Raw genomic sequence first — 19,815 nt, 5'->3', positions numbered from 1 at the left:
CAGGACCCCGAAAGGTCCCGGCGTTCAGGACGGTAGCGGTTCCCCGCAAGCGTCGGGGCCGCGGCCCCTGTGGCGACGCCATCGCCACGGCTCATGTCGGCTATGTGCGCCCGCAACATTTCGCGCAAGCGCCTTTGCGACCCTTGCTGGCCGCTTTTGCGACCCCATCTAAAGCGCGACGCAGAAAATGGAGTGACAGATGCGCTGCCCGGTGGACGGAGAAACCCTGGTGATGGCCGACCGTAGCGGGGTCGAGATCGACTATTGCCCGAAGTGCCGCGGTGTCTGGCTGGACCGGGGCGAGCTGGACAAGATCATCGATCGCTCGCTTGGCCTGGTGGCGCAGGCGCCGGCCCCCGTGCCACCACAACCCCCGAACGTGCAGCAGGCTGGCCCGATCTACCAGCCGGAACCGCGCGCGCCGCACCACAGCGACGACGACCGCCGCCGCCACAAGGATGATGACGACGATTATCGCAGGGGCTACAAGAAGAAGCGCCGCGACAGCTTTCTGTCCGACATCTTCGATTTCTGATACCTGCGCCTCTTGTCGGCGACTGCGTCGCTCCGGGGGTGCTGCCAGCGACGGACACACGCATGAAAAGCAGCCCCGGCCCATCGGCACGACTGGCCGCGGCCTGCATGCTGCTTTATCCTGACGGTGTCCCGATCGGCGACAAGGCGCGATCCCATGTCAACACCTTCGCGGAAAACCGCATTCGGACCGAAGACGAAGGCCTTGACCAGGTGCCCGGACGGCCGGGCGCCGCGCGCCGTGCCCCTGGCTGATCATTGACGCCATGCGCCCCGGCCCCCGGAACCTGATCACCGATGTCGCGGGCCTGCGGGTCGGCAATGCCGATGACGCGGCCTTGCGGTCGGGCGTCACCGTGCTGACCGCCGACCGTCCCATGGTTGCCGCGGTGCATGTCATGGGCGGCGCGCCCGGCACGCGCGAGACCGATCTGCTGGCCCCGGACCGGCTGGTGCAGAAGGTGGATGCGCTGTTCCTGTCTGGCGGGTCGGCCTTCGGGCTGGATGCAGGCACGGGCGTAATGGACGGCCTGCGCGTCATGGGCCGGGGCTTTCCGGTCGGCCCGGTGCGCGTGCCCATCGTGCCGGGGGCGATCCTGTTCGACCTTCTCAACGGCGGGGACAAGGCCTGGGCCGAAAGCCCCTATCCGGCGCTGGGCCGCCGGGCACTTGAGGCGGCGGATGCGGCATTTGCCCTTGGCACGGCCGGGGCGGGTTACGGCGCGATGACGGGCCGGCTGAAGGGCGGCCTGGGGTCAGCCTCGGCGGTCCTGCCCTCGGGCATCACGGTGGGGGCTCTGGTCGCCGTCAATGCGCTGGGAGCGCCCACTGTGGGCGATGGGCCGCAGTTCTGGGCGGCACCTTTCGAGGAAGGCGCCGAGTTCGGTGGGCTGGGCCCCGCGCCGGTCACCGCGCAGGAGGCGCCACTGCCCGCCAAGCGGCTGGGCGAGGCCACGACCATTGCCATCGTCGCCACCGATGCCGCGCTGACCAGGGCGCAGGCCCGACGCATGGCAGTTGCCGCCCATGACGGGATTGCCCGGGCGCTGGTGCCGTCGCATACGCTGCTGGATGGCGATCTGGTCTTCGCTGCCGCGACCGGCGCACGCGCCATGCGGGACGAGCTGACCGACCTGTTCCAGATCGGCCATGCCGCCGCCACCTGCCTGGCCCGTGCCATAGCGCGCGCAGTCTATCTGGCCCGGCCCGTGCCGGGTGACATCCAGCCCTGCTGGCGGTCGCGCTTCGGCATGACCGGCACAGGCCTCACCAGCGTCTGAGCGCCGCTTCGTCCTCGTCCCTGGCCGCGACCCAGGCTTCGCCTTGTGCGCGGATCTCCTTCTTCCAGAAGGGCGCGCGGGATTTCAGGTAATCCATCAGGAATTCGGCCGCCTGGAAGGCGTCGGCCCGGTGCGGGGCTGCGGTGGCGACCATCATGATCGCCTCGCCCGGTTTCAGGCTGCCGTAGCGGTGGATCACCAGCGCATCCGCCAGCGCCCAGCGCGCCACGGCCTGGGCGGCGATGTCCGAAATGGCCTTTTCGGTCATGCCGGGGTAATGCTCGATTTCCATCGCTGTCAGCCCGCCATCCGGGCGCACGATTCCGGTGAAGGTCACAACCGCCCCGGCCCCGATGACGCTGTCGGTAAAGGCCGCGACTTCCGCCCCAAGGTCAAAGGCAGCCGACTGGACCGCGACCCGCATTGTCAGCCGCCCGTCATCGGCGGAAAGAAGGCTACCTCGCGCACCCCGGCAAGGGGGGCATCGAAATCGGCCAGCCCCTGGTCCAGCGCCACCCGCAGGGCAGAGGTATCGGCAAAGGCGGCGGCATAGCGGTCTTCCCGGCCCCGAAGTTCGGCGACCAGATCGGCAACGGTTGCGGCCGTGGTTTCGACCCTTTCACGGGGCACGCCGATCCGTTCACGGACCCAGGCGAAATAGAGCACTTCGATCATTTTTCGTCCCGCAGGTAGGGCATCGACTTGGCGAAGTATTCCCAGCCGGTGATCAGGGTCAGGAAGGCCGCAATCCACAGAAGGGCAATTCCGGCCAGGTTGGCGTATGAGGCGCAGTCGCGGTTGCCGCAGGTGCGGATTGCTTCGGCCTCGCCGGCGGCGACAGCCTCCATGTGCTGTTCGGGCGTCATCCCCTCCAGCGCCAGCACGTTCAGGTAGTCAAGGCCGGTTCCCAGAAAGAGAACGGCGATTGCCAGCATCTGGGCGGTGGTCTTCCATTTGGCCAGCTTCGTCACCTTCAGCAGGCTTGCCTTGGCACCCAGAAACTCGCGCAGGCCGGAGACGAATACCTCGCGGAAGAAGATGACGGTCGCGGGCAGGATGAGCCACGGGTTCATGCCGTTGTAACCGGTGATGACCATCAGTGCGATCAGCACCATCGCCTTGTCGGCGATCGGGTCCATCATCGCGCCGAACTTGGATTCCTGCTTCCAGAGCCGGGCGAGATACCCGTCGAACCAGTCGGTCAGGGCGGCCCCGATGAACAGCGCCAGAGCGAACCAGTCGGCCCAGGGGCGATGGAAATACAGGAACATTACCGCAACGCCGGGGGCCGCCAGCAAGCGCAGGACAGTCAGAGAGTTCGGGATCGTCCAGGTCATGGGCAAGTCGTAGACGAAGGGAAGGACTGGGGAAAGTGCTTTCCGGGCCTGCAGCGCGACGATTTCCGACGTCAATCACCCCGGATTCCGCCACCCCGCGCCTGTCCCTATCCCTTTGCCGAGAAATAGGCGGCGATGGTCCTGGCCATCGCTTCCGAGATGCCGTCGACCGCCTGCAGGTCCGCCACCCCGGCGCGGGCGACAGCCTTTGCCGACCCGAAATGCGCAAGAAGGGCGCGCTTGCGCGCGGCGCCGATGCCGGGGATGTCGTCCAGCGGCGTGGCGCTGACCGCTTTCGCCCGCTTGGCGCGGTGGGCGCCGATGGCCCAGCGGTGGGCCTCGTCGCGCAGGCGCTGGATGAAGTAGAGGACGGGGTCGTTCCGTTGCAACGCAAACGGGCGTTCGCCGGGGCGGTGGAATTCCTCTTTCCCCGCATCGCGGTCGATACCCTTGGCGACGCCGACCATCGGGATGTCCTCCACCCCAAGCTCGGCCATGATCTCGGCCACCGCCGACACCTGCCCCGCACCGCCGTCGATCAGGAGGAGGTCGGGCCACATGTCGGTCTTGCGCTCGGGGTCTTCCTTCAACAGGCGCTCGAAGCGGCGGGTCAGGACTTCCTTCATCATGCCGAAGTCGTCGGAGTTCGCCCCGGCCTCGGACTTGATGTTGAACTTGCGATACTGCGATTTCAGGAAACCTTCCGGCCCCGCAACGATCATTCCCCCCACGGCATGGGCACCCTGGATGTGGCTGTTGTCGTAGACCTCGATCCGCCGCGGCGGGGCGTCAAGGTCGAAGGCCTCGGCCAGACCCTGCAGCAGCCGGCTCTGCGTGGAGGACTCGGCCATCCTGCGGGCAAGGCTTTCGCGGGCATTCCTGGCCGCGTTCGCCACCAGCTCGGCCTTCTCGCCGCGCTGGGGAACGGCCAGCTCGACCTTGCGTCCGGCGCGGGCAGACAGGGCCTCGGCCACCAGATCGGGATTGTCCACCGGGTGCGACAGGAGGATCAGCCGCGGCGGGTCCTTGTCGTCGTAGAACTGGGTGAGGAATGCTTCCAGAATCTCCGGTGCCTCTGCGCCGGCGCCGGTCTTGGGGTAGAAGTCGCGATTGCCCCAGCTTTGATTTGCACGGATGAAGAAGACCTGCACGCAGGCCTGCCCGTGTTCCAGGTGCAGGGCGACCACATCCGCCTCAGCCACGCCCTGAGGGTTGATGACCTGGCTCTGCTGCACCTGGGTCAGCGCGCGGATCCGATCGCGGAGCGCCGCGGCGCGTTCGAATTCCATGGCCTCCGACGCCTCGGCCATCTGCCGGGCCAGCTCTGCCTGAACCGAGGTGCTCTTGCCCTGCAGGAAGCGTTTGGCGTCCTCGACAAGGGCCGCATAGGCCTGTTCGCTGATCTTGCCGACGCAGGGGGCAGAACAGCGCTTGATCTGGTATTGCAGACAGGGCCGTGTCCGGCTGTCGAACACCGAATCCGAACAGTTCCGCAGCAGGAACACCTTCTGCAGCTGGTTCAGCGTGCGGTTCACCGCACCAGCACTGGCGAAGGGGCCGAAATAGGCGCCCTTCTCCGACTTCTTGCCCCGGTGCTTCCTGATCTGTGGAAAGCGGTGTTCGGAAGAGATCAGGATGTTCGGAAAGCTCTTGTCGTCGCGCAAAAGCACGTTGTAGCGCGGCTTCAGCTGCTTGATGAGGTTCTGTTCCAGAAGCAGGGCCTCAAGTTCCGTCCGCGTGGTCAGGAACATCATTGATGCCGTTTCGTGGATCATCCTGGCGATGCGGGCCGAATGTCCCGAAGGCCGCGCATAATTGGCCACCCGCGCCTTCAGGTTCCGCGCCTTGCCGACATAAAGCACCTCGGAAGCTGCGTTCAGCATCCGGTAGACACCCGGACTGCCGTCGAGCGTCTTCAGGTAATCCTGGATCACCTCGTGTCCGCTGCGGGGTTTGTCGTCCATGGTTTACAGTCGGTCGATTCTCGGGTCAGGGCTGCACCGAACCGGGGTCGGAGGCAAGGGGAAAGCTGTCCACGGTTTCTGTGGATAACTATGCGGAGAAGTTTCGTGCAGGGCCGATTTTCCGCGGATTCAGGCCGGTTTCGTGAGGTTGCCTAATTTTTGGGCACAATTTCAACCTTTTGAAAACAAAGAAAAGATTTTCATGCATAAAGCAAATCCCTGAAATCTCACGGCTTTTATGACAGTCTCGTGAATGGGGCGTGAGAAGTGGACAACTTCGCGTCATATCAGGCTGACGGGCTATTCCACGCCCAGGACATCGGGGGTCTGCCAGGCCAGATGCTGGCCTCCGTCGATGGCAATGAACTGCCCTGTGACGGCGGGGCTGTCCATGAAGAATCCCAGCGCCGCAGTGATGTCTGCCGGGTTCGCGCCGCGGCCCAGAACGGTTGCCGCACGCTGGCGGGCAAAGTGCGCCGCGCTTTGCCGGGCGCCTTGCAGGGTCGGGCCCGGGCCGATGGCGTTGACGCGGACATGGGGCGCCAGGCCCTGCGCCGCAGTCCTGGTCAGCGCCCAGAGCCCCATCTTGGCGATGGTATAGGTCGAGAACTCCGGCGTCAGCTTCAGGATGCGCTGGTCGATCAGGTTGACGATCAGGCCCTGCGCCAGCGGCTCGCCATGCTCGTCGGTGGTGGCAGGTGGGCATTGGCGGGCAAAGGCCTGTGTCAGGACGTAGGGTGCCCGCAGGTTCGATTCGATGTGCCGGTCCCAGCTTTCGCGGGTCGCGGTGTCGATCCGGTCGTATTCGAAGATCGAGGCATTGTTGACCAGCACCGTAAGCGGACCAAGCGCAGCGGTCACGGCGGGAACCAGGGCCTGCGTCTCGGCCTCGACCAGAAGATCGGCGTGGAAGCACATTGCCCGGCGCCCCATGGCGCGGATCTCGCGTGCCACCGCCTCGGCTTCGTCGCCCGAGGTGGCGTAATGCACGGCCACGTCATGCCCGCGCTGCGCCAGATACAGCGCCATGGCCCTGCCAAGCCGCCGTCCTGCCCCCGTCACCAGTGCCGTCATCCCGCCTTGCCTCCGCAGTCGCATGTCTTGCGGCCGATCAGATAGCGTCCGCATTTTGCGCAGACAGGGGGCGCCGACTTCTTTCGCAGCACCCTGGGCAGGGCGCCGGGAAAGAGAACACGCCCGATCATGGCGACAAGCACCATGCCGCCCAGAAAGACGATGATGATCTTCAGAAGCATCTAGAGCCCATACCGCGCCCAGAGCGCCCTGTCCTCTGCCGCGCCCAGGGTTTCGGCGACCAGCGAAAGACCCAGGCGCTGGAACAGGCTGCGCCTTCGGCCAAGCGGGACCACCTTGACCTTGTCGCCGTAAAGCGCCTTCAGCTTCGGCACCGCATGCGCCACGCCATCGGTCAGCCCAAGGTCCACCGACTGCCGGCCCACCCAGATGTCGGCGTTGAACAGGTCCGCCGTCGGGTTCAGCCGCTGACCGCGCGACCGCTTCACATGGTCGATGAAGGCCTGATGAATCGGCGCTTGCAGGGCCTTCAGCCGCTCGACGTCCTCGGCCTTCTGGGGCAGGAAGGGATCTGCAAGGACCTTGTGCTTTCCTGCCGTCACCACGCGGCGTTCCACGCCTTGCCGCGCCATCAGTTCAGGAAAGCCGAAACTGGCAAAAATGACACCGATCGAGCCAACGATGCTGCTTTCATCCACCCAGATGTCATCCGCCGCGCAGGCCAGCCAGTAGCCGCCCGAGGCCGCCACATCCTCGACAAAGGCATGGACGGGCACCTTCTTCTCATCCGCCAGCCGCCGGATGCGCGCGGCGATCAGGCTGGACTGAACCGCCGACCCGCCCGGAGAATTCACCTGCAAGGCAACCGCTGCCGGCTTCATGCGGAAGGCCTTTTCGATCAGCGGGGCCAAAGCCTCGTCGTTCAGGCTGCGGGCGCCGATGCCGATGGTGCCGCCAAGGCGGATCACCGGAACAATGGACGGTCTGGGCAGAAAGGGGATGAACAGGCGCATGGGCCAGAGGTAAGCGGTAAGGGCCTTGCGGGCAAGGGCGGCGCGCGGCAGGGTCTGGCGCATGATCGACAAGCTGGAAATGTTCATCGCGCTGGCCAAGGAACGGCATTTCGGCCGCGCTGCCGAGGTCTGCGGAGTGACGCAGCCGTCGCTCTCCAGTGCGATCCGGCAACTGGAGGACCAGCTGGGCGTGCAGCTGGTCTTTCGCGGCAGCCGGTTTCAGGGCCTGACACCGGAAGGGCAAAGGGTGCTGGATCGGGCGCTGAAGATCGTCGGTGATGTCCGCGCGCTGAAGGACGAGATGCGCGTCGTGCGTTCCGGCCTGTCGGGCAACCTGCGGATCGGGGTCATCCCCACGGCCCTGCCGATGGTGGCCGACCTGACGGGGCCCTTCACGCAAAGGCATCCTAACGTGCGGGTGTCGATCCTGTCGCGCACCAGCATCGAGATCCTGACCGGGATCGAGGCGCTCGACCTCGAGGCGGGGATCACCTACCTGGACAACGAACCGCTCGGCCGGGTGTCGCAGGTGCCGCTTTACACCGAATTCTACCGGCTGCTCATCGCACCGGGGTCGGAAATCGCCTTGCGCCGGCAGGTGACCTGGGGCGATCTGGCAACCGTGCCGCTGTGCCTTCTGACCTCGGACATGCAGAACCGCCGGATCGTGAACCAGCACCTTGGCGAGGCCGGGGTGATCGCCCAGCCCATGATCGAGTCGAACTCGACCATGGCGCTGGTCGCGCACGTGCTGACCGGCCGATGGGCGTCCATCGTGCCGAAAAAGCTGGCCGACATGTTCGTGGCCGACGGACGACTGGTGTCGATCCCGATCGTCGAACCCGAAGCCGAGCACACGGTGGGCCTGATCACCGCCCGCCGCGACCCGCAGACCCCGATCCTTCAGGCCCTGCTGGATGAGGCAGTCCGCCGCTTTCGATAGATGCTCTCTATTGTTTGACGGCATATCTGAATTGATATTCCTATCAATCGGCGTATACCGCAGCATGCCAGCCAGAGGTTGTCCGCATGCTTGATTCCCATGCCCTATCCGACCGGATCGCCGAAATCCTTGATGCCCATCAGGGGCTTGAGGGTCCGCTGCTGCCGATCCTTCATGCGATCCAGGAGGCCTTCGGTTACATCCCCGAAGCCGCCGTGCCGCAGATTGCCAAGGCGCTGATGCTGTCGAAGGCGGAAGTGCATGGGGTGATCAGCTTCTACCACGACTTCCGCGACAAGCCGGGCGGGCGGCATGTGCTGAAGCTGTGCCGGGCCGAGGCCTGCCAGACCATGGGCGCCGATGCCGTGGCGGACCGGATCAAGAAGGCGCTGGGCATCGGTTGGCACGAGACGACACCGGACGGCCGCGTGACGCTGGAGCCGGTGTTCTGCCTGGGCCTCTGTGCCTGCGGACCTGCGGCGATGGTTGATGGTCGGCTGGTCGGCCGGGTGGACGAGGGTGTGCTGGCAGAGGTGGCGAAATGAAGCTGTATGTTCCGCTTGACAGCGCCGCCGTTGCCCTTGGCGCCGACCGCATCGTCCAGGCGATCCTTGACGAGGCTGCCGCGCGCGGGGTCGAGGTGCAGATCATCCGCAACGGCAGCCGCGGCATGGTCTGGCTGGAGCCTCTGGTCGAGGTGGTGACGGACGCGGGCCGCATCGGGTTCGGCCCGATGACGCCTGCCGATGTGCCGGGGCTGTTCGGCGATCTGGCCTCGCATCCCAAGGCGCTGGGGCTGGTCGAGGAACTGCCCTGGATGAAGGGCCAGACCCGGCTGACCTTTGCCCGGGTGGGGGTGATCGACCCCCTGTCGCTGGACGACTACCGCGCGCATGGCGGTCTGGTGGGGCTGGAGCGTGCCAAAGGCATGACCAAGGCCGAGATCGTGGCCGAAGTGACGGAGTCGGGCCTGCGCGGGCGCGGCGGCGCGGGGTTCCCGACCGGCATCAAGTGGAAGACGGTGTCCGAGGCCCCGGGCGAGCAGAAATACATCGTCTGCAACGCCGACGAGGGCGACAGCGCCACCTTCGCCGACCGCATGCTGATGGAGGGCGATCCCTTCTGCCTGATCGAGGGCATGGCGATTGCCGGCCTCGCCTGCGGGGCGAGCAAAGGCTATGTGTACATCCGTTCGGAATACCCGGTGGCCATCCGCATCATGGACGAGGCCGTGCGCATCGCGCGCGCCGCCGGAATCCTTGGTCCTGCCTTCGACATGGAAATCCGCGTCGGTGCCGGGGCCTATGTCTGTGGCGAGGAAACCAGCCTTCTCAACAGCCTGGAAGGCAAGCGCGGCATTGTCCGCGCCAAGCCACCCCTGCCCGCGCTGCAGGGCTTCATGGGCCGCCCGACCGTGGTGAACAACGTCATCTCTCTGGCCTCGGTGCCGGTGATCCTTGCGAAGGGCGCGGCGTTCTACAAGGATTTCGGCCTTGGCCGAAGCCGCGGAACGATCCCCTTGCAGATCGCCGGCAACGTGCGCTTCGGCGGGCTTTATGAGGTCGCCTTCGGTCTGACCCTGGGTCAGATCGTCAACGAGATCGGCGGTGGCACGGCCTCGGGCCGGCCGGTCAAGGCGGTGCAGGTCGGCGGGCCGCTGGGCGCCTGGTTCCCGCCGGCGCTGTTCGACACGCCTTTCGGATACGAGGAATTCGGCGCGAAGGATGGGCTGATCGGCCATGCCGGGCTGACGGTGGCCGACGACACGGTGGACATGCTGGCCATGGCGCGCTTTGCCATGGAGTTCTGCGCCATCGAGTCCTGCGGCAAGTGCACCCCCTGCCGCATCGGATCGACCCGCGGGGTGGAGACCATCGACCGGCTGGCCCGCGGCGACGCTTCGGCGCTGCCGATCCTGACCGACCTGTGCAACACCATGAAATTCGGCTCGCTCTGCGCGCTGGGGGGCTTCACCCCCTATCCGGTGCTGAGCGCGCTGACCCATTTCCCCGATGACTTCGCCCGCGCGAAGGAGGCCGCAGAATGAAGGACTTCATCATCCCCGACCGCGATTTCGGCACCCCTGCCGCCAAATCGAAACAGATGGTCACGCTGACCATCGACGGCTTCGACGTGACCGTCCCGGAAGGCACCAGCATCATGCGCGCGGCGGCAGAGATCGGAATCTCGGTCCCGAAGCTTTGCGCGACCGACAGCCTCGAGGCCTTCGGATCCTGCCGGCTGTGTCTGGTCGAGATCGAGGGCCGCGCCGGCACTCCGGCCTCCTGCACCACGCCGGTTGCGCCGGGGCTGAAGGTCCATACCCAGACCGGCAAGCTGAAGCAGCTGCGCCGCGGGGTGATGGAGCTTTACATCTCGGACCACCCGCTGGACTGCCTGACCTGCGCGGCCAATGGCGACTGCGAGCTGCAGGACATGGCCGGCGCAGTGGGCCTGCGCGACGTGCGCTATGAAGCGATCGACACCCACTTCCGCCCGAAGAACAATTCGGGAGAGGCCAATCCGCAATGGCTGCCGAAGGACGATTCCAACCCCTATTTCACCTATGACCCGTCCAAGTGCATCGTCTGCTCGCGTTGCGTGCGGGCCTGCGAGGAAGTGCAGGGCACCTTCGCCCTGACGATCGAGGGCCGGGGCTGGGACAGCCGGGTTTCGTTCGGGGCGAAAACGGACAATGCGCTGGCGTCCGACTGCGTGTCCTGCGGCGCCTGCGTGCAGGCCTGCCCGACCGCGACGCTGTCGGAAAAGTCGGTGATCGAGATCGGCACCCCCGACCGGTCGATCATCACCACCTGCGCCTATTGCGGTGTGGGCTGTTCCTTCAAGGCCGAGATGCGCGGCGACGAGCTGGTGCGGATGACCCCCTACAAGCACGGCAAGGCCAACCGGGGCCATTCCTGCGTGAAAGGCCGCTTCGCCTATGGCTATGCCATGCACAAGGACCGCATCCTGAAGCCGATGATCCGCGAGGCGATCACCGAGCCGTGGCGCGAGGTCTCGTGGGCCGAGGCGATGGAATTCGCGGCCAGCCGCATGAAGGCGATCCAGGCGAAATACGGCCGGAACTCGGTGGGGGTGATCACCTCCAGCCGCTGCACCAACGAGGAAACCTACCTGGTGCAGAAACTGGCCCGCGCGGTGTTCCGGAACAACAATACGGATACCTGCGCGCGCGTTTGCCATTCGCCGACGGGCTATGGGCTGGGGCAGACCTTCGGCACCTCGGCGGGCACGCAGGATTTCGACTCGGTCGAGGAAGCCGATGTCATCATGGTGATCGGCGCGAACCCGCATGCAGGCCACCCGGTCTTTGCCAGCCGGATGAAGAAGCGGCTGCGCCAAGGGGCCAAGCTGATCGTCGTCGATCCCCGCCGCACCGAAACGGTGGAAGGCCCGCATTACAAGGCCGCTTATCATCTTGCGCTGACGCCCGGCACCAACGTCGCCGTCGTCTCGGCCATGGCGCATGTGATCGTGACCGAGAAACTCTACAACGAGACCTTCATCCGGGAACGCTGCGACTGGGACGAGTTCCAGGACTATGCCGAGTTCATCAGCGACCCGCGCCACAGCCCCGAGGCGGTGCAGATGATCACTGGCGTTCCGGCCGAGCAGATCCGCGCCGCCGCCCGGCTTTACGCCACCGGCGGCAATGCGGCGATCTACTACGGGCTGGGCGTGACCGAACATTCGCAGGGTTCGACCACCGTGATCGGCATCGCCAACCTGGCCATGATGACCGGCAACATCGGCCGGCGCGGCGTGGGGGTGAACCCGCTGCGCGGGCAGAACAACGTGCAGGGTTCCTGCGACATGGGGTCGTTCCCGCATGAACTGCCGGGCTACCGCCACGTGAAGAACCCCGAGGTCCGCGCGATCTATGAAAAGGCCTGGGGCGTGAAGATCGACCCCGAGCCCGGCCTGCGCATCCCCAACATGCTGGATGCTGCGGTCGAGGGCAGCTTCAAGGGGCTCTACTGCCAGGGCGAAGACATCCTGCAATCCGACCCTGACACGCATCATGTCGCCGCCGGTCTTGCGGCGATGGAATGTGTCATCGTCCACGACCTGTTCCTGAACGAGACCGCGAACTACGCGCATGTGTTCTTCCCCGGCTCGTCCTTCCTGGAAAAGGACGGCACCTTCACCAACGCCGAACGCCGCATCAACCGCGTGCGCAAGGTGATGGCGCCGAAACAGGGCTATGCCGACTGGGAAGTGACCCAGATGTTCGCCAATGCCATGGGCGCGAACTGGACCTACACGCATCCCAGCCAGATCATGGACGAGATCGCCATGACCACGCCCTCCTTTGCGGGGGTGAGTTACGAGAAGCTCGAGGAGCTGGGGTCCGTCCAGTGGCCGTGCAATGACAAGGCGCCCGAGGGCACACCCTTGATGCACATCGACGGCTTCATGCGCGGCAAGGGCAAGTTCATCCGCACCGAATATGTGGCGACAGATGAAAAGACCGGCCCGCGCTTCCCGCTTCTGCTGACCACGGGGCGCATCCTGTCGCAATACAACGTCGGTGCGCAGACCCGCCGGACGGCGAATGTGGTCTGGCATGATGAGGACGTGCTTGAAATCAACCCCCACGACGCCGAGAACCGCGGCATCCGCGAGGGCGACTGGGTGCGCCTGGCCAGCCGCTCGGGTGAAACGACGCTGCGTGCGACGATCACCGACAAGGTGCCGCCGGGGGTGGTCTATACCACCTTCCACCACCCCGAGACCCAGGCCAACGTCATCACCACCGATTTCAGCGACTGGGCGACGAACTGTCCGGAATACAAGGTGACGGCGGTGCAGGTCTCTCCGTCGAACGGACCGTCCGAATGGCAGCAGGAATATGCCGCCCAGGCGGCCCTGTCGCGCCGCATCCTGGCCGCCGAATGAAGGGCGCGAGGCCAACCCCTCGGCTGGCATTCGGCCCCTCGGTCCAGCCGGGGGTGCGGGTGCTGCCCGAAGAGGTGGCTGTTGCGCTTTCGTTCAATGGCAGCACCCAGGCGGTGATGATGGCGACGCCTGCGGATCTGGAGGATTTCGGCTACGGCTTTGCCCTTACCGAAGGCATCGCGGCGCCGGAAGAGATCCTGTCGGTTGACGTGGTCGCGCTGCCCAGGGGCTTCGATGTGCAGATCTGGCTGAAACCCGAAGCCGAGGCGCGGCTCGCCGCGCGGCGGCGGGTGATGGCCGGGCCGGTGGGCTGCGGCCTTTGCGGGATCGATTCGATCGACCAGGCGCTGCGCGCGGTTCCGGTCGTGATGCCCTCGGCTTTCCGCATGACGCCGGACCAGGTGTGCCATGCAGTCGCGGCCCTGCCGGGGCAGCAGCAGCTGCATGACGCGACCCGTGCGGTGCATGGCGCGGCCTTCTGGAACGGAAGGATGCTTCTGTCGCGCGAGGACGTGGGCCGGCACAACGCGCTGGACAAGCTGGCGGGCGCGATGGTGCGTCACGGCATCGCGCCAGAGGGTGCGGTGGTGCTGACCAGCCGGGTTTCGACCGACATGGTGCAGAAGGTCGCCATGCTGGGCGCCCCCCTCATCATCGCCGTTTCGGCACCCACAGCCGAGGCAGTCGAACTGGCCGATCAGGCGGGAATAACCCTGATCGCCCTGGCCCGCGGGGACCGGTTCGAAGTCTTTTCACATACGGATCGTTTGACGACGGAGAATGCCCATGTCGGCTGAAAAGATCGTGCGGATGGCAAACCAGATCTCGCTGTTCATGGAAACGAAACCCCACGCCGAGGCCGTGGCAGGCCTTGCCGCCCACATAAACGATTTCTGGGAGCCCAGGATGCGGCGCCAGCTCTTCGCGCTGATCGAGGCCGGTGGGGCGGGTCTGCGCCCCCTTGTCCTGGACGCGGCCCCGCTGATCCGCCGGCCTGTGGACGAACCTGCCACCTGACGCGGGACCGCGGGGCCACCAAAGGCCGCACTCACTCGCGCAGGACCGCCTCGAGATAGGCGCCGTAGCCGCCCCTTCCATGAAGCCTTGCGCGTTCCGCCATCCCGGCGCGATCGATCCAGCCCTGACGGAATGCCACTTCGTCGGGCGATCCCACCTGCATCCCCTGCCGCTCCTGAAGCGTGCGGACGAAGTTCCCGGCATCAAGCAGGCTGCCCGGCGTGCCGGTATCCAGCCAGGCAAAGCCGCGGCCCATGCGTTCGACCTCAAGCGAACCCTCGGCGCGGTAGTGTTCCAGGACATCCACAATCTCCAGCTCTCCGCGCAGCGAGGGGGTGATGCGTGCGGCGATCTCGGGCGCGCGGCCGTCGAGGAAGTAGAGTCCGGTGATCGCGAAGTTCGAGGGCGGCACCTTCGGCTTTTCGACGATCTGGGTGACGCGGCCATGGGCGTCGAAGGCCGCGACGCCGTAGCGTTCGGGGTCGGAGACGTGGTAGCCGAAGACCGTGCCGCCCGAGGGCTGCTGATCGGCGCGCTTCAGCATCTCGGGCAGGCCGTGGCCGAAGAAGATGTTGTCGCCCAGGACCATGGCCGAGGGCGCGCCGGCGAGGAAATCGCGGGCGAGGAGGTAGGCCTGGGCGAGGCCTTCGGGTTTCTCCTGCACGATCCAGGTGAAGGACAGCCCCCACTGGCGACCGTCACCGAGGAGGCGCTGGAACTGCGGCTGGTCCTCGGGCGTGGTGATGATCGCGATGTCGCGGATGCCGGCGAGCATGAGGACCGAGATCGGGTAGTAGATCATCGGCTTGTCGTAGATCGGCAGAAGCTGTTTCGACACGCCCAGCGTGATCGGCCAGAGGCGCGAGCCGGTGCCTCCGGCGAGGACGATGCCTTTGCGGGTCATGGGCGCAACTCCTGCACTATGGCGGCGAGGCCCGAGCGCCAGTCGGGGCGCGGGATGCCGAATGCTGCCGTGAATGAACTGCAATCGAGGCGGGAATTCAGCGGTCTCTGGGCCGGGGTGGGGTATTCGCGGGTCGGGATGTCGTTGATCCGGCAGGGAAGGCCGGCCTCGGCCATGATCGCGCGGGCGAAATCGGCCCAGCTGGTATCGGGGCTGCCCGAGAAGTGATGCGTGCCGCCGGGCGCGCCTTCGGCCATGGCGCGGGCGGCGGTCATCAGGGCGCCGGCGATGGCGGCGGCGGGGGTGGGGCCGCCGATCTGGTCGGCGACGACGTTCAGGCTTTCACGCTCGGCGCCGAGGCGGAGCATCGTCTTGACGAAGTTTGCGCCGTGGGCGGAAACGACCCAGGAGGTGCGGAGGATGAGGTGGGGCCCGCCCGCCGCGCGGATGCCCTGTTCCCCGGCCAGTTTCGACCGGCCATAGGGGTTCAGCGGCGCGGTCGGGTGGTCGGGGGCGAAAGGCTGGCTGCCCGTGCCGTCAAACACGTAATCGGTCGAGACGTGCAGGAAGGGGATGCCCCTTGCGGCGGCGGCTTTCGCCATGGCGGCGGGAGCCTCGCCGTTGACGGTGGTGGCGGCGGCTTCCTCGGTTTCCGCCTTGTCCACGGCGGTCCAGGCGGCGGCGTTGACGATCGCGTCGGCGTCATGCGCCGATATGGCGGCGGCGCAGGCGGCGGGGTCCATCAGGTCGGCATCCTCACGCCCGAGGAAGGTGGCGCCGGGCGCGAGGCGCTGAAGCTCGCGCGCGACCTGGCCGGTCCTGCCGAAGACGAGCAGTTTCATGCCTTGCCCAGCCTTTCGCCGACGCCCCGGCGCGACAGGAGCGGACGCCACCAGGATTCGTTGTCGAGATACCAGCGGACGGTGCGGCGCAGGCCTTCCTCGACGGTGACCGATGGCCGCCAGCCGAGTTCCTGCCGGATGCGGCTGGGGTCGATGGAATAGCGGGCGTCATGGCCGGGGCGGTCGGCGACGAAGGTGATCTGGTCCGCGTAGGGGGTGGGTTTGGGGGCCATCTCGTCAAGCAGCGCGCAGATCGTGCGGACGAGGTCGATGTTGCGCCGTTCGTTCTCGCCCCCGATGTTGTAGCTGCGGCCCAGGGTGCCCTTTTCCAGGACGAGAAGCAGCGCATCGGCGTGATCCTCGACGTAAAGCCAGTCGCGCACGTTCTCGCCCGTGCCATAGACCGGGATGGGCTTGCCGTGCAGCGCGTTCAGGATCACGACCGGGATCAGCTTTTCGGGGAAATGGTAGGGCCCGTAGTTGTTCGAGCAATTGGTGAGGACAACCGGCAGGCCGTAGGTTTCGTGCCAGGCCCGGACGAGGTGGTCGGAGGCGGCCTTGGACGCGGAATAGGGCGAGCGCGGGTCGTAGGGGGTTTCCTCGGTGAACTGGCCGGTGGGGCCGAGCGAGCCGAAGACCTCGTCGGTGGAGATGTGGTGGAAGCGGAACCCTTCGGGCCTGCCCTGCCTTGTCCAGTGGGCGCGGGCGGCTTCCAGCAGGTTGAAGGTGCCGGTGATGTTGGTGTCGATGAAGTCCGAGGGGCCGTCGATCGACCGGTCCACATGGCTTTCCGCGGCCAGATGCATCACCGCTTCGGGGGCATGGGTGGCGAAGATCCGGTCCAGCGCGGCGCGGTCGCGGATGTCGGCCTGTTCGAAGCGGTAGAGCGGCGAGTCCGCCACCATGGCGACATTGGCCGGGTTCGCGGCATAGGTCAGGGCATCGAGGTTCACCACCTGATGCCCGCGCGCGACGGCCAGGCGAACGACGGCGGAACCGATGAAGCCGCAGCCTCCGGTGACGAGAAGTTTCATGGCGCCTCCCGGGGGAAGGGGATGCCGATCTCGGACAGAAGCGGCGCGCGGGCGTCCTTGTCGGACAGGATCGGGGCCGAGATGCCCCAGTCGATGCCGAGGGCCGGATCGTCCCAGCGCACGGCGCCGTCATGGTCGGGGCTGTAGAAGTCGGTGCACTTGTATTGCACCTCGGTGTCGTCGATCAGGGTAAGGAAGCCGTGCAGGAAGCCCCTGGGCACCAGAAGCTGACGACCGTTGTCGGCCGTCAGTTCCACCGCGACCCAGCGGCCGTAGGTGGCAGAGCCTTCGCGGATGTCCACCGCCACGTCGAGGATCGCGCCGCGCGAACAGCGCACCAGCTTGTCCTGCGCGCGGGGGGGGCGCTGGAAATGCAGCCCGCGCAGGGTGCCCTTCGCGGCCGAGAAGGAGTGGTTGTCCTGCACGAAGGTCAGGTCCAGCCCGGCCTCGGCCATACGGGTGGCGTTCCAGGTTTCGCTGAACCAGCCGCGCGCGTCGAATTGGCGGTTCGGGTTCAGCACAAGCACCCCGGGAAGGCGGGTCGGTTCAATCTGCATGGCGGTCCGGCAGTTGCATCGCGGCATGGTGACCTGAACCGCAAGGCATTTGCAAAGGGTGAAAATGCGCCGCTGCCCCCCCTGTTTCCCGGCAATGGTTCTGCTATCACTCCGCCGAAGCAGCGGAAGGATGCGAAAGATGACCCATCTCTGGGTACGGGCAGAGCAGCGGCCGAACGAGGAACGGGTAGGCCTGACCCCCGAAGGTGCGGCCGAACTGGTCAGGACAGGGATCCGGGTGACCGTGGAACGTTCCTCGGTCAGGGCAATACCGCTGGAAGGTTATGTGGATGCCGGCTGCGAGATTGCCGCCGAAAATTCCTGGCCGCAGGCCCCCGCCGATGCGATCATCTTCGGGCTCAAGGAACTGCCCGAGGACGGCACGCCCCTGACCCACCGCCACATCATGTTCGGCCACGCCTACAAGGGCCAGCCGGCGGGGCGGGTGCTTCTGCAACGCTTCAAGGCCGGAGGCGGGACGCTGTATGACCTGGAATACCTGGTGGACGAGACCGGCCGCCGGGTCGCCGCCTTCGGCTATTGGGCGGGCTATGCCGGCGCGGCGGTCAGCCTGAAGTGCTGGGCGGCACAGCAGCGCGCCGGGATTGCGGGTCCGGTGCACAAGGTGGCCTCGAAAGAGGCGCTGCTTCAGGAACTGGCGGCCGATCTGGCAGGGCTGGGCCGTCCGCGGGCAATCATCATCGGCGCGCTCGGCCGAGTCGGCACTGGGGCAGCGGACCTGTGCGACGCGATGGGCGTTCCGGTCACGAAATGGGACATGGCCGAGACGGCGCACGGCGGACCGTTCCCGGAAGTGCTGCAGCACGAGATCTTCCTGAACTGCATCCTGGCGCGACCGGGTTGCCCGGTCTTTGTTCCCGCTTCGGCAAAGACCGCGCCGCGCAAGCTGACGGTGATCGGCGACATCGCCTGCGACCCGACCAGTGATTTCTCGCCGATCAAGGTCTATGACCGGGCGACCGACTGGGCGGCGCCAGCGCTGCGGGTGCATGACGCGCCCCCGCTGGACGTGATGGCGATCGACAATCTGCCCAGCCTGATGCCGGTGGAATCCTCGCAGGATTACGCCGCGCAGCTGTTGCCGTCGCTTCTGACGCTGACGGACCTGGACAAGGGCGTCTGGGGCCGCGCCAAGGCGGAATTCGACCGCCACATCGCCACGATCTGACAGGGAGGCAAGCATGACGATCCATTGGTGCGGCACGGGGCTGTCGTCGATACCGGGGCTGCGGCGGCTGATTCAGGGCGGGCATCCCGTCACCGTCTGGAACCGCACGGTCGAAAAGGCGCGCGCCGAGGTGGGTGACCTCACGCAGGACATCCGCCCCTTCAGCCTGGAGGCCTTGGCCGAGGCGCTGAAGCCCGGAGACATCGCCGTATCGATGCTGCCGGCCGACCAGCATGTGGCCATCGCGAAACTGTGCCTGGAGAAGGGGGCGAACTTCTGCTCCTCCAGCTACATCGCCCCCGAGATGCGGGCGCTGGATCAGGACTTCCGCGAGAAGGGGCTGGTCTCGATCAACGAGGTCGGCCTCGACCCGGGCATCGACCACCTCATGGCGCATGACCTGGTGGCGCGTTATCGCGCGTCGAAGGCCTATCACAACGACAACGTGCTGAGCTTCACCAGCTACTGCGGCGGGGTGCCGAAGATCCCGAACGCCTTCCGCTACAAGTTCAGCTGGGCCCCGGCGGGTGTGCTGAAGGCCCTGCGGTCGCCTTCGCGTAGCCTGCGGCACTTCACAGAACTGCGGGTCAGCCGCCCGTGGGAGGCGATCACCCGCTATGATGCGCCGCTGCCGGTGCCGGAAAGCTTCGAGGTCTATCCGAACCGCGACAGCTATCCCTTCATGGAGGAATACCGGTTCGAGAAGCACTGGAAGGTCAAGGACTTCGTCCGGGGCACGATCCGGCTGAACGGCTGGGCCGATGCCTGGGCGCCCATCTTCCGCGAAATCGAGGCACTGGAGGGCAAGCCCCTGGCCGAGATCAACGCCGCACTGGAAGCCCGGGCTGCGGCGCTTTTGAAGGACAACGCCTATGCCGAGGGCGAGCCGGACCGCGTGGTTCTTTTCGTCTCGCTGAAGGCAGAACGCGACGGACGACCCGTGTTCCACGAAACCTGGGCACTGGATGCCTGGGGCGATGCGCGCGGCACGGCGATGTCGCGGCTGGTGTCGGTTCCCGTGGCCATGGCGATCGAGGCAGTCCTTTCGCGCGAGATCCCGGCCGGCGTCCATGGTGCGCCCCACGATCCCCGTCTGGTGCGGCGCTGGCTGGATGAGGTGCAAACCCTGGCCCAGTTCATGGCACGGATCGACCATCTGGCCTGACGGCTGTGATCTGCCTTTGACGTGACAGGACCTGCCGCCCGAGGCTATACTGTCTGCGAGAACCCGGGCCAACCGGGCGCA

Annotated in this window: 22 protein-coding genes; 11 read left to right on the top strand and 11 right to left on the bottom strand. The window is 66.4% G+C overall.

What is annotated here, in order from left to right:
* The first annotated feature begins 199 nt into the window (after positions 1-199).
* From EYB42_RS02770 to EYB42_RS02760, 3 genes are all read left to right on the top strand, one after another.
* Complete coding sequence (locus EYB42_RS02770; RefSeq protein WP_135447946.1) at positions 200-535, top strand: TFIIB-type zinc ribbon-containing protein; 336 nt, start codon at positions 200-202, stop codon at positions 533-535.
* 62 nt (positions 536-597) lie between these two features.
* On the top strand, positions 598-789 hold the full coding sequence (locus EYB42_RS02765; RefSeq protein WP_135447944.1) for a hypothetical protein: 192 nt from the start codon (positions 598-600) through the stop codon (positions 787-789).
* A gap of 11 nt (positions 790-800) precedes the next feature.
* Positions 801-1,814 (top strand): P1 family peptidase, encoded by a 1,014-nt coding sequence (locus EYB42_RS02760; protein WP_135447942.1) that lies wholly within the window; start codon positions 801-803, stop codon positions 1,812-1,814.
* Here EYB42_RS02760 and EYB42_RS02755 read toward each other — a convergent pair.
* The 7 genes from EYB42_RS02755 to EYB42_RS02725 all read right to left on the bottom strand — a co-directional run bounded on the left by EYB42_RS02755 (position 1,801) and on the right by EYB42_RS02725 (position 7,163).
* Positions 1,801-2,238, bottom strand: a complete 438-nt coding sequence (locus EYB42_RS02755) for a molybdenum cofactor biosynthesis protein MoaE (protein WP_135447940.1) — start codon at positions 2,236-2,238, stop codon at positions 1,801-1,803. The two genes, EYB42_RS02760 and EYB42_RS02755, sit on opposite strands and share 14 nt — an antisense overlap.
* A gap of 2 nt (positions 2,239-2,240) precedes the next feature.
* Positions 2,241-2,486 (bottom strand): molybdopterin converting factor subunit 1, encoded by a 246-nt coding sequence (gene moaD / locus EYB42_RS02750; protein WP_135448004.1) that lies wholly within the window; start codon positions 2,484-2,486, stop codon positions 2,241-2,243.
* Positions 2,486-3,151 carry a CDP-diacylglycerol--glycerol-3-phosphate 3-phosphatidyltransferase gene (pgsA, locus tag EYB42_RS02745; protein WP_135447938.1) on the bottom strand — a complete coding sequence of 222 codons (666 nt, stop codon included), beginning with the start codon at positions 3,149-3,151 and terminating at the stop codon, positions 2,486-2,488. The genes moaD and pgsA overlap by 1 nt, the downstream gene beginning before the upstream one ends.
* A gap of 107 nt (positions 3,152-3,258) precedes the next feature.
* Entirely contained in the window at positions 3,259-5,115 is a 1,857-nt protein-coding gene (gene uvrC, locus EYB42_RS02740) for an excinuclease ABC subunit UvrC (protein ID WP_135447936.1), read from the bottom strand.
* A gap of 300 nt (positions 5,116-5,415) precedes the next feature.
* Positions 5,416-6,189: an SDR family oxidoreductase gene (locus EYB42_RS02735; protein ID WP_135447933.1), complete on the bottom strand. Its 774-nt coding sequence runs from the start codon at positions 6,187-6,189 to the stop codon at positions 5,416-5,418.
* Positions 6,186-6,371 (bottom strand): hypothetical protein, encoded by a 186-nt coding sequence (locus tag EYB42_RS02730; RefSeq protein WP_135447931.1) that lies wholly within the window; start codon positions 6,369-6,371, stop codon positions 6,186-6,188. Before EYB42_RS02730 ends, EYB42_RS02735 begins: the two co-directional genes overlap by 4 nt.
* Complete coding sequence (locus EYB42_RS02725) at positions 6,372-7,163, bottom strand: S49 family peptidase (protein ID WP_135448002.1); 792 nt, start codon at positions 7,161-7,163, stop codon at positions 6,372-6,374.
* A gap of 61 nt (positions 7,164-7,224) precedes the next feature.
* On the opposite strand from EYB42_RS02725, the gene EYB42_RS02720 reads away from it, so the two are divergent.
* The 6 genes from EYB42_RS02720 to EYB42_RS02695 all read left to right on the top strand — a co-directional run bounded on the left by EYB42_RS02720 (position 7,225) and on the right by EYB42_RS02695 (position 14,043).
* Positions 7,225-8,106: a LysR family transcriptional regulator gene (locus EYB42_RS02720; protein ID WP_135447928.1), complete on the top strand. Its 882-nt coding sequence runs from the start codon at positions 7,225-7,227 to the stop codon at positions 8,104-8,106.
* An 86-nt stretch (positions 8,107-8,192) separates the two neighbouring features.
* Complete coding sequence (locus EYB42_RS02715; RefSeq protein WP_135447925.1) at positions 8,193-8,651, top strand: formate dehydrogenase subunit gamma; 459 nt, start codon at positions 8,193-8,195, stop codon at positions 8,649-8,651.
* Positions 8,648-10,153: a formate dehydrogenase beta subunit gene (locus EYB42_RS02710; RefSeq protein WP_135447923.1), complete on the top strand. Its 1,506-nt coding sequence runs from the start codon at positions 8,648-8,650 to the stop codon at positions 10,151-10,153. The genes EYB42_RS02715 and EYB42_RS02710 overlap by 4 nt, the downstream gene beginning before the upstream one ends.
* A complete protein-coding gene (fdhF, locus tag EYB42_RS02705; protein WP_135447921.1) occupies positions 10,150-13,026 on the top strand; it encodes a formate dehydrogenase subunit alpha in 2,877 nt (958 codons plus the stop codon). The genes EYB42_RS02710 and fdhF overlap by 4 nt, the downstream gene beginning before the upstream one ends.
* The gene (gene fdhD / locus EYB42_RS02700; protein ID WP_135447919.1) at positions 13,023-13,823 is read left to right on the top strand and encodes a formate dehydrogenase accessory sulfurtransferase FdhD; all 801 of its coding nucleotides are present in this window, start codon (positions 13,023-13,025) and stop codon (positions 13,821-13,823) included. Before fdhF ends, fdhD begins: the two co-directional genes overlap by 4 nt.
* Entirely contained in the window at positions 13,813-14,043 is a 231-nt protein-coding gene (locus EYB42_RS02695) for a formate dehydrogenase subunit delta (RefSeq protein WP_135447917.1), read from the top strand. Before fdhD ends, EYB42_RS02695 begins: the two co-directional genes overlap by 11 nt.
* Positions 14,044-14,074: 31 nt before the next feature.
* On the opposite strand, the gene rfbA is transcribed toward EYB42_RS02695, so the two are convergent.
* The 4 genes from rfbA to rfbC are packed head-to-tail and all read right to left on the bottom strand — an operon-like array spanning position 14,075 to position 17,380.
* Positions 14,075-14,947 carry a glucose-1-phosphate thymidylyltransferase RfbA gene (rfbA, locus tag EYB42_RS02690; RefSeq protein WP_135447915.1) on the bottom strand — a complete coding sequence of 291 codons (873 nt, stop codon included), beginning with the start codon at positions 14,945-14,947 and terminating at the stop codon, positions 14,075-14,077.
* Positions 14,944-15,789 (bottom strand): dTDP-4-dehydrorhamnose reductase, encoded by an 846-nt coding sequence (gene rfbD / locus EYB42_RS02685; protein WP_135447913.1) that lies wholly within the window; start codon positions 15,787-15,789, stop codon positions 14,944-14,946. Before rfbD ends, rfbA begins: the two co-directional genes overlap by 4 nt.
* The gene (gene rfbB, locus EYB42_RS02680) at positions 15,786-16,823 is read right to left on the bottom strand and encodes a dTDP-glucose 4,6-dehydratase (RefSeq protein ID WP_135447911.1); all 1,038 of its coding nucleotides are present in this window, start codon (positions 16,821-16,823) and stop codon (positions 15,786-15,788) included. The genes rfbD and rfbB overlap by 4 nt, the downstream gene beginning before the upstream one ends.
* Entirely contained in the window at positions 16,820-17,380 is a 561-nt protein-coding gene (rfbC, locus tag EYB42_RS02675) for a dTDP-4-dehydrorhamnose 3,5-epimerase (protein WP_135447909.1), read from the bottom strand. Before rfbC ends, rfbB begins: the two co-directional genes overlap by 4 nt.
* A 139-nt stretch (positions 17,381-17,519) precedes the next feature.
* Between rfbC and EYB42_RS02670 the strand changes: the two genes are divergently transcribed.
* Both EYB42_RS02670 and EYB42_RS02665 read left to right on the top strand, forming a co-directional pair.
* Complete coding sequence (locus EYB42_RS02670) at positions 17,520-18,569, top strand: saccharopine dehydrogenase (RefSeq protein ID WP_135447906.1); 1,050 nt, start codon at positions 17,520-17,522, stop codon at positions 18,567-18,569.
* 13 nt (positions 18,570-18,582) lie between these two features.
* Complete coding sequence (locus tag EYB42_RS02665; RefSeq protein WP_135447904.1) at positions 18,583-19,734, top strand: saccharopine dehydrogenase family protein; 1,152 nt, start codon at positions 18,583-18,585, stop codon at positions 19,732-19,734.
* Positions 19,735-19,815 lie beyond the last annotated feature (81 nt).

It is taken from the genome of Tabrizicola caldifontis (assembly GCF_004762095.1).
Taxonomy (GTDB): domain Bacteria; phylum Pseudomonadota; class Alphaproteobacteria; order Rhodobacterales; family Rhodobacteraceae; genus Tabrizicola; species Tabrizicola caldifontis.
This window is presented reverse-complemented; position numbering and strand designations above follow the sequence as displayed.